General features: G+C 70.3%; 5 protein-coding genes. 1 reads left to right on the forward strand and 4 read right to left on the reverse strand.

The window, feature by feature from the left end; genetic code table 11:
• Positions 1-2,111: excinuclease ABC subunit UvrB (gene uvrB, locus VJ655_RS20150; RefSeq protein WP_324114238.1), on the reverse strand; the 2,111-nt coding region annotated here is incomplete at its 3' end.
• Between the two features lie 211 nt (positions 2,112-2,322).
• Here uvrB and VJ655_RS20155 point away from each other — a divergent pair.
• A complete protein-coding gene (locus tag VJ655_RS20155; protein WP_324114240.1) occupies positions 2,323-4,434 on the forward strand; it encodes an HWE histidine kinase domain-containing protein in 2,112 nt (703 codons plus the stop codon).
• A gap of 6 nt (positions 4,435-4,440) precedes the next feature.
• On the opposite strand, the gene VJ655_RS20160 is transcribed toward VJ655_RS20155, so the two are convergent.
• From VJ655_RS20160 to VJ655_RS20170, 3 genes are all read right to left on the reverse strand, one after another.
• Entirely contained in the window at positions 4,441-4,875 is a 435-nt protein-coding gene (locus VJ655_RS20160; protein WP_324114242.1) for a cytochrome c, read from the reverse strand.
• The gene (gene adhP / locus VJ655_RS20165) at positions 4,872-5,906 is read right to left on the reverse strand and encodes an alcohol dehydrogenase AdhP (protein WP_324114244.1); all 1,035 of its coding nucleotides are present in this window, start codon (positions 5,904-5,906) and stop codon (positions 4,872-4,874) included. The genes VJ655_RS20160 and adhP overlap by 4 nt, the downstream gene beginning before the upstream one ends.
• A 290-nt stretch (positions 5,907-6,196) precedes the next feature.
• Positions 6,197-6,451, reverse strand: a 255-nt coding sequence (locus VJ655_RS20170) for a DUF1810 family protein (protein WP_324114245.1), incomplete at its 5' end; no start/stop codon positions are given.

Genomic DNA, 6,451 nt, shown 5'->3' on the forward strand with positions numbered 1-6,451 from the left:
TCGCGCAGGCGGGCGGCGGTCTCGAACTCCAGGTTGGCGGCGGCCTCGCGCATCTTGGCTTCCAGGTCCTTGAGCGCGGCCTTGAAGTTGTCGCCGCTGAACGGGCGGTCGTCGGTCTCGGACATGCCCATGGGGACGAGGACGCGGTCGCCGCGCTCGTAGGGGCTGTTGAGGATGTCCTTGATGTCGCGCTTGACGCTCTCGGGCGTGATGCCGTGCTCGAGGTTGTAGGCGTGCTGCTTCTCGCGGCGGCGGGCGGTCTCGGCCATGGCCCGCTCCATCGAGCCGGTGATCCGGTCGGCGTAGAGCACCACCTTGCCGTCGACGTTACGGGCGGCGCGGCCGATGGTCTGGATCAGGCTGGTCTCCGAGCGCAGGAAGCCTTCCTTGTCGGCGTCGAGAATGGCCACGAAGCCGCACTCGGGGATGTCGAGGCCCTCGCGCAGCAGGTTGATGCCGACGAGCACGTCGATATGGCCCATGCGCAGCTCGCGGATGATCTCGATGCGCTCCAGGGTGTCGACGTCCGAGTGCATGTAGCGCACCCGGATCCCCTGTTCGTTGAGGTACTCGGTCAGGTCCTCGGCCATCTTCTTGGTCAGGACGGTGACCAGGGTGCGGTAGCCCTTCTTGATGGTCTGGCGGATCTCGTCGACCACGTCGTCGACCTGGCTGGCGCCGTCCTTGGAGACCGGGCGCACCTCGACCGGCGGGTCGATCAGGCCGGTGGGACGGATCACCTGCTCGGCGAAGACGCCGCCGGCCCGCTCCATCTCCCAGCCGGCCGGGGTGGCGCTGACGTGGACCGACTGCGGGCGCATGGCGTCCCACTCCTCGAACTTGAGGGGCCGGTTGTCGAGGGCCGAGGGCAGGCGGAAGCCGTATTCGGCGAGCGTCCATTTGCGGTTGCGGTCGCCCTTGTACATGGCGCCGATCTGCGGAACCGTCTGGTGGCTCTCGTCGGTGAACAGCAGGGCGTTGTCGGGGATGTATTCGAAGAAGGTGGGCGGCGGCTCGCCCGGCTTCCGACCCGACAGGTAGCGGCTGTAGTTCTCGATGCCGGCGCACGAGCCGGTGGTCTCGATCATCTCCAGGTCGAAGGTCGTGCGCTGCTCCAGGCGCTGGGCCTCCAAGAGCTTGCCGTTGGCGACCAGCCATTCCAGCCGCTCCTTCAACTCCTGGCGGATGGCGATGATCGCCTGGCGCAGGGTCGGGCGCGGCGTGACGTGGTGGCTGTTGGCGTAGACCTTGATCATCTCGAGGTCCGAGGTCTTCTTGCCGGTCAGGGTGTCGAACTCGGCGATCGCCTCGACCTCGTCGCCGAACATGGTCACGCGCCAGGCGCGATCCTCGTAGTGGGCGGGGAAGATCTCGATGGTGTCGCCGCGACGGCGGAACGTGCCGCGCTCGAACGCCTGGTCGTTGCGCTTGTACTGCTGGGCCACGAGGTCGGCGATCAGCTGCTTCTCGTCGACCTTCTGCCCGACCTCCAGGGTGAAGGTCATGGCGGTGTAGGTCTCGACCGAGCCGATGCCGTAGATGCACGACACCGAGGCCACGACGATGACGTCGTCGCGCTCCAGGATCGCCCGGGTGGCCGAGTGGCGCATCCGGTCGATCTGCTCGTTGATGGAGCTGTCCTTCTCGATATAGGTGTCGGTGCGCGGGACGTAGGCTTCCGGCTGGTAGTAGTCGTAGTAGCTGACGAAGTACTCGACCGCGTTCTCCGGGAAGAACGACTTCATCTCGCTGTAGAGCTGGGCGGCCAGGGTCTTGTTCGGGGCCAGGATCAGGGCCGGACGCTGGGTGCGCTCGATCACCTGGGCCATGGTGAAGGTCTTGCCCGAGCCGGTGACGCCCAGCAGCACCTGGTCCTGGTCGCCGTTCTCGATGCCTTCCACCAACTCGGCGATGGCGGTCGGCTGGTCGCCGGCGGGCTGGTACTCGCTGACCAGCTTGAACTTGCGCCCGCCCTCGGTCTTGTCCGGCCGGGCGGGACGGTGCGGGGTCCACAGCATGGGCATGACGCCGCCGTCGGCGGGATCGGCCGAGACGTCCATGACGAACGGCGTGGAGACGTCCGAGACACCGGTGTTCTGGTTGCGAGGCATGGCCCCAAGTTAGGCGCCCGCGGGGGTCTCGGCTAGGGGGGCTGCTGACGGCGGATGGCAGCAGCGTGGCGGCAGAGGCGGCGGGAGGCGCGATTTTGGGTTCCGGGCGGTCAACTCGACTGGCGGCGCGAGGCCGGAACACCCTAGACTACCGCCGGGCTGTGAAGGGGCGAGTATCTTGCGTGCGGCGGACGGGGCGAGAGCGGGACGGATGACGCCGATCCTGCGCCTGGTCGATCGATCCGACCTGCTGCCGCGCACGTCCCGGGAATGGCTGCTGGTGGCGGGCCTGGCGCTGGTCTATTGCGCCGGCGCGGTGGTCAGCCTGCGCTGGGCGGTGGTTCCGGGGGCGGGGACGGCGTTCTGGCCCTCGGCCGGGATCGCCCTGGCGGCGGTGGCCCTGCTGGGCCCCCGCGTCTGGCTGGGCGCGCTGGTCGGGCGGCTGCTGACCTTCTGGATCGTCGGCGCGCCGCAGCCGCCGTGGGCCCAGCTGGCGATCGCCACGGCCACGGCCCTGGGCGCCCTCGTCCCGGTCCTGCTCGTGCGCCGGCTGAAGACCGACACCAGGCTCGACAGCCTGCCCAGCGCCCTGTGGCTGGTGATCGGCGCGGGCGCGGGCGGAGCGACGATCTCGGCCGCGGCCGGCGCGTTGACGCTGCTGGCCAGCGGGGCGACGCCGCACAAGGTCGAGCAGGCCTTCGTCAGCTGGTGGTTCGGCTTCGGCACGGGCGTCCTGACCTTCGCGCCGGTGTTCCTGACCTGGCGCCCGTCGCGGGAGCGGTGGACGCCGGGCCGCATCGGGCATCTGGCGCTGATCTGCGCGACGACCGGGGCGGCGGCCTATCTGATCTTCCTGAGCGCCGGCGCCGAGCCGTCGTCGCGGGCCTGGTTTATCTTCCCGCTGCTGGTGTGGGGCGGCCTGGCGTTCGACGGGCGGGGCGCCTCGCTGGTCTCGCTGCTGGTCGCGCTCTGCGCCTTCGTCGCGACCGTCCAGGGGATCGGACCTTTCCTTGGCGAGGGCCCCCGCGAGGCCATCCTGCTGACCCAGCAGTTCGTCGCGGTGATGGCCTCCACCACCCTGATCCTGGCGGCGGTGGCCAGCGAGCGCCGGGGACGCGAGGCCCTGGCGCGCAGCGAGCGCAAGTACAAGGCCGAGAGCGCGGCCCTGTCGGTGCTTAACGAGACCGGCGCGGTGATCGCCGCCGAGCTGGATCTGGAGCGGGCGGTGCAGGTGGTGACCGACGCGGGGGCGGCCCTGACCCTGGCCCGCTATGCGGCGTTCTTCTACAAGGTGCCGGACGCCGGCGGCCGCATCCTGATGCTCTACGCCCTGTCGGGCGCGCCGCGTTCGGCCTTCGACGCGTTCGGCCATCCGCGCGCCACCCCCATCTTCGCCCCGACCTTCGAGGGGACGGCCACGGTGCGTTCGGCCGACATCACCCAGGATCCGCGCTACGGCGAGCACGCGCCGCATTTCGGCATGCCCAAGGGTCACCTGCCGGTGCGCAGCTACCTGGCCGTGCCGGTCCGCTCGCGCTCGGGCGAGGTGATCGGCGGGCTGTTCTTCGGTCATCCCGATCCCAACGTATTCGACGAGCGGGCCGAGTGGCTGGCCGAGGGCGTGGCCTCCCATGCCGCGATCGCGGTCGACAACGCCCGCCTCTACCAGTCGGTCCAGACCGAGCTGGCCCAGCGCCGCCGGGCCGAGGAGCTCCAGCGCCTGCTGATCAACGAACTGAATCACCGGGTGAAGAACACCCTGGCGACGGTCCAGTCCCTGGCCGCCCAGACCTTGCGCTCGTCCGACGACCTGAAGACCGCGCGCGAGGCGTTCGAGCAGCGGCTGATGGCTCTGTCGGCCACCCACAACCTGCTGACCCAGTCCAGCTGGGCCAGCGCCGAGCTGGGCGACCTGGTGCGGCAGGCGGCCGAGCCGTTCGCGACCGAGCGGTTCGCGTCCGAAGGGCCGCGCGTCAGCCTTTCGCCCGCCCGCTCCCTGGCGTTGTCGATGGCCCTGCACGAGCTGGGCACCAATGCGCTGAAGTATGGCGCGCTCGGCGCCGTCGAGGGCCGGGTGCGGGTGAGCTGGCGCGTGACCGCGGGACGGCTGGATTTCACCTGGATCGAGGAGGGCGGGCCGCCGGTCCAGGCGCCGACGCGCAAGGGCTTCGGCACGCGCCTGATCGCCCAGGCCCTGGCCCGCGAGCTGCGCGGCAAGGTCCGCCTGGACTACGATCCGGCCGGGGTGCGCTGCGAGATCAGCTTCCCGCTGGAGGCCGACGACGCGCCTGCGGCGGCGCGGGACGAGGCGGAAGAGGGGTAGAGCCCCCTACCGCGCCGCCCGCTTCTTCCGTGGCTCCAGGCTCTTCAGATAGGCCTTCAGATCCGCCCGCTGGTCGTCGTCGAAGCTGGCCATCGGCATGCGCGGATGGGTGCGCGGCGAGCCTTCCTCGGGCGGCAGGGCCGGGGCCAGCATGCCTTCGTCGAGCAAGGCGTCCAGCCCGCCGGCCCGATAGCGCTTGTGGATCCTGGCGAACGGCGGGGCGTCGGGCAGGGGGCTCATGGTCCCGCGCACCGCGTGGCAACCGCCACAGGCGCGCTGGGCCAGCCGCTCGCCATTGGCCGCGGAAGCCTGAGCCCTTGTCTGGGCCCTTGTCTGGGCCTTTGTCTGGGCCTTTGTCTGGGCCTTTGTCTGGGCCTCGGCCAAGGTCGGCGAAGCGGCGAGGGCCAAGCTCAGCGCCGCCAGAACGGTCAGGGCCCTCACGCGCGGCCCTCGAAGTCCAGCACCACGCGGCCCTCGATCCCGCCCTTTTCGAGGCGCTCGAAGATGTCGTTGATCGCGCCCAGCCCCTCGGTCGAGACCGTCGCCTTGACCCGGCCGTCGGCGGCGAAGGCCAGGGCCTCGATCAGGTCGAGGCGCGTGCCGACGATCGAGCCGCGCACGGTGATGCCGCGCAAAACGGTGTCGAAGATCGACAGCGGGAAGTCGCCCGGCGGCAGGCCGTTCAGCGACACCGTGCCGCCGCGCCGGACCATGCCGATCGCCTGGCTGAAAGCGCCGCGCGACACGGCCGTGACCAGCACGCCCTGGACGCCGCCGACCTTGGCCTGGAAGACCGCCACGGGATCCTCGCGGCTGGCGTCGACGGTGATCTCCGCGCCCAACTCGCGCGCCAGGGCCAGCTTGTCCTCGGCGACGTCGACGGCGGCGACCCGGAAGCCCATGGCCTTGGCGTACTGCACGGCCAGGTGCCCCAGGCCCCCGACGCCGGAGATCGCCACCCAGTCGCCCGGCTTGGCGTCCAGGACCTTCAGGCCCTTGTAGACGGTGACCCCGGCGCACAGGATCGGCGCGGCCTCGACCGAGGTCAGGTTTTCGGGGATCAGGCCGACATAGTCGGCGTCGGCCAGCACGTATTCGGCGAAGCCGCCGTCGACCGAATAGCCGGTGTTCTGCTGCTTCTCGCAAAGGGTTTCCCAGCCGGCCAGGCAGTGGACGCAGCGCCCGCAGGCGGTGTGCAGCCACGGCACGCCCACTCGGTCGCCGATCTTCAGGTGATCGACGTCCTCGCCCAGCTCGACCACCGCGCCGACGCCCTCGTGGCCGGGGACGAACGGCAGGGAAGGCTTGATCGGCCAGTCGCCATGGGCGGCGTGCAGGTCGGTGTGGCAGACGCCGCAGGCGGCGATCTTGACCAGGACCTGGCCCCGGCCGGGCTTGGGACGCGGCCGATCCTCGATCACCAGCGGCTGGCCAAAGGCCCGCACCACGGCGGCCTTCATCATCGTGGTCATGGCGGTCTCCTGCGCTTTGATCCCTGGCGCGATAGTAGCCTCGGCGAGGTGCTTCCGCAGCCGGGATGATTACCTATGGGCGGAGGGGGGGGAGCCGTTACCTAATTTAGTCGCCTCCCCAGGCCTTGTGCCTGGGGCCCAGGTTTCAGCCGACGGTGAATGTGAATCCAGCGCGCCCACGCCGTCGGCGCATTCTGACGGGTTTCCACGCCAAGCCGACACATGGGTCCTCGCCACAAGGGCGAGGAAGGCGGGGGTTTTGTTGTTTCGCTCGTCGTCCTCCGTCTCCCTCACAGCCGCTCCAGGGTCCGAGGATCGGCGGCGCCGGCGAAATACTTGGCCAGCGCCTCGCCAAAACACGCCTCATCCGGCGCGGCGGCCTGGAACAGGGTGAGGCTGGAGCGCAGCTTCAGGTCGTCGGGCGAGCCGAACACCGCATGGGCGTCGTCGCCGGGCAGGGCGGTGATCGCCGCGACGACCTCGCGAAGCCGCGCGCCCAGCACCGGATGGGCCAGATAGGCGCGAGCCTCGGCGAGGTCGGCGAT

Source organism: Caulobacter sp., from assembly GCF_035254145.1.
Classification (GTDB): Bacteria; Pseudomonadota; Alphaproteobacteria; order Caulobacterales; family Caulobacteraceae; genus Caulobacter.

Excerpts from the sequence above, each read along its gene's own strand:
- adhP (WP_324114244.1), bottom strand. The coding sequence starts at position 5,906 with ATGACCACGATGATGAAGGCCGCCGTGGTGCGGGCCTTTGGCCAGCCG.
- VJ655_RS20155 (WP_324114240.1), top strand. The coding sequence starts at position 2,323 with ATGACGCCGATCCTGCGCCTGGTCGATCGATCCGACCTGCTGCCGCGC.